Here is a 2,829-nt window from a genome sequence, read left to right on the forward strand (position 1 = left end):
GAAGCGGACGCCCGGCCGCGATGTTCAGCTTATCGGCATTGGCGGCCGGCATCTGCAGGCGCTCGGGCTTAAGTCCCTGTTCGACGGCGGCGAGATCGCGCTGATGGGCTTCAGCGCTATCCTGCGCGACCTGCCGCGGCTGATCAGGCGGATCGGCCAGACGGCAAGCATGATCGCCGCCGAAAAACCCGACTGCCTCATCACCATCGACAGCCCGGATTTCTCGCTGCGCGTGGCGAAGAAGGTGCGTGCCGCCAACCCGTCGCTCCCGATCGTCCACTATGTCTGCCCGAGCGTCTGGGCATGGCGGCCGGGCAGGGCGGTGGCGATGAAGCCCTATGTCGATCATATCCTTTGCATCCTGCCCTTCGAGGTGAAGGCGCTCGCCCGCCTTGGCGGCCCGCCCGGCACCTATGTCGGGCATCGCCTGGCGCGGGATCCGGGCGTGCTTGGCGCCGCCAAGGCGCAGGGTCTGCCGCGGGACCTGGCGGGGGATCGCGTCAAGACGCTGCTAGTGCTGCCGGGTTCCCGACGTGGCGAAGTGCGCCGGCTGATCGAGCCGTTCGGCAAGACGATGTCGATCCTGCGCCAGCGCGGGCATCGCCTGCGTCTGCTCTTGCCGACGGTGCCGCATGTGGCCGACCTGGTCAGGGCTTCGGTCGCCAGTTGGGACGACAAACCGGAGATTGTCGTCGAGCCGGAACGCAAATGGCAGGCCTTCGGCAAGGCTGATGCCGCGCTGATCGCCTCGGGGACGGTATCGCTCGAGCTGGCCCTGTCGGGCGTGCCGATGGTGTCCTGCTACAAGCTCGATCCCGTGGCGCGTCTGGTCATGCCGCATCTCATTTCTGTCTGGTCGGCGCTGCTGCCCAATCTGATCTCGGACCGGACGCTCGTTCCGGAGTTTTACGACCAGTATGTCCTGCCGGAGAACCTCGCCAGGCAACTGGAGACGCTATTTTCCGACACCGGCATGCGCGCCTGGCAGAAGGACGGTTTCGCCGAGATCGCGCGGCGCATGGCAACGGACAGACCGTCCGGCGATATCGCCGCCGAAGTCGTTCTCCGGCACATCAAATAAAAAGCGCCCTTGCGGGCGCCTTTTTTTACCTGTTCGCTCGCGCGCGATCAGCGCTTGGCGATCGGCACGTAGTCGCGTTCCGCGGCACCGGTGTAGAGCTGACGCGGCCGGCCGATCTTCTGGTGCGGATCCTCGATCATTTCCTTCCACTGCGCGATCCAGCCGACGGTGCGGGCAACCGCGAACAGCACGGTGAACATGGTGGTGGGGAAGCCCAGCGCCTTCAGCGTAATGCCGGAATAGAAGTCGACATTCGGGTAAAGCTTCTTCTCGATGAAGTAGGCGTCGGTGAGCGCGATCTTCTCCAGCTCCATGGCGATGTCGAGCAGCGGATCATCCTTGATGCCGAGCTCGCCCAGCACCTCATGCGCGGTCTTCTGCATGATCTTGGCGCGCGGATCGTAGTTCTTGTAGACGCGGTGGCCGAAGCCCATCAGCCGGAACGGATCGTTCTTGTCCTTGGCGCGGGCGATGAATTCCGGGATGTGGTCGACATGGCCGATCTCGCCCAGCATGTTGAGCGCCGCTTCGTTGGCGCCGCCATGCGCCGGGCCCCAGAGGCAGGCAATGCCGGCCGCAATGCAGGCGAAGGGGTTTGCGCCCGAAGAGCCGGCGAGACGAACCGTCGAGGTGGAGGCGTTCTGCTCGTGGTCGGCGTGCAGGATGAAGATGCGTTCCATGGCGCGCGCCAGCACCGGATTGATCTTGTATTCCTCGCAGGGCACCGCAAAGCACATGTGCAGGAAGTTGGCGGCGAAGTTCAGCTCGTTCTTCGGATAAATGAAGGGCTGGCCGATGTGGTACTTGTAGGCCATCGCCGCGATCGTCGGCATCTTGGCGATGAGCCGCATCGAGGCGACCATGCGCTGGTACGGATCCGAGATGTCGGTCGAGTCATGATAGAAGGCCGAGAGCGCGCCGACCACGCCGCACATGACGGCCATTGGATGCGCATCGCGGCGGAAACCGGTGAAGAAGCGCGACATCTGCTCATGCACCATGGTGTGGCGCGTCACCCGGTAGTCGAAGTCGTCTTTCTGCGCCTTGGTAGGCAACTCGCCATAGAGCAGCAGGTAGCAGACCTCGAGGAAGTCGCCATGCTCGGCGAGCTGGTCGATCGGATAGCCGCGGTGCAGCAGGATGCCGGCGTCGCCGTCGATGAAGGTGATGGCCGACTCGCAGCTGGCCGTAGAGGTGAAGCCGGGATCGTAGGTGAAGGCGCCGGTGGTGCTGTAGAGCGAGCCGATATCGATGACGTCAGGCCCGACGGAACCGCTTCGCACCTTGAACTCGTGCGTCTTGCCGGCGAGCTCCAGCTTGGCGGTCGACCCGTGCGGTTTGGCGCTCGGTTCCAGTTTCGTTGCAGCTTCGCTCATTAGCAAACTCCTTTTTGTTTCCTCATGCCGGCAAGGCAAATCCTGCAAACGACACGTCGAAATCACCGGAATGCGCGTACTCGCCACCGCATTTTAGGAGGTGCGTGCCAGATTGGGCCAAGGCCTAATGTTGCACTGCGAAACGCACCTTTCAATGCCAATCTTTTTGGGCCAGTTCGCTCCTAATCGATTTGATCCGCGATGCGCGCCAGGCTTTCCTCGCGGCCGAGCACGGCAAGCACATCGAACACGCCGGGCGACGTGCTCCGGCCGGTCAGCGCGGCCCGCAGCGGCTGCGCCACGGCGCCGAGCTTGTGGCCGCCGGCCTGGGCGAACTCGCGGATCGCTGCCTCGGCGGCCGCGGCCGTCCAG

At 64.1% G+C, this 2,829-nt stretch carries 2 protein-coding genes and 1 pseudogene; 1 reads left to right on the top strand and 2 read right to left on the bottom strand.

Annotated elements, in window-relative coordinates; all coding sequences use genetic code 11:
* Nucleotides 1-1,081, top strand: a 1,081-nt coding sequence (locus tag EOA33_RS30895; RefSeq protein ID WP_127407367.1) for a lipid-A-disaccharide synthase, incomplete at its 5' end; no start/stop codon positions are given.
* A 47-nt stretch (nt 1,082-1,128) separates the two neighbouring features.
* Here EOA33_RS30895 and gltA read toward each other — a convergent pair.
* Both gltA and EOA33_RS30905 read right to left on the bottom strand, forming a co-directional pair.
* Nucleotides 1,129-2,457 (bottom strand): citrate synthase, encoded by a 1,329-nt coding sequence (gene gltA / locus EOA33_RS30900; RefSeq protein WP_126054475.1) that lies wholly within the window; start codon nt 2,455-2,457, stop codon nt 1,129-1,131.
* Between the two features lie 182 nt (nt 2,458-2,639).
* Nucleotides 2,640-2,829, bottom strand: a pseudogene (locus EOA33_RS30905) (glutamate--tRNA ligase); the annotation flags it as partial.

It is taken from the genome of Mesorhizobium sp. M4A.F.Ca.ET.050.02.1.1 (assembly GCF_003997725.1).
Taxonomy (GTDB): domain Bacteria; phylum Pseudomonadota; class Alphaproteobacteria; order Rhizobiales; family Rhizobiaceae; genus Mesorhizobium.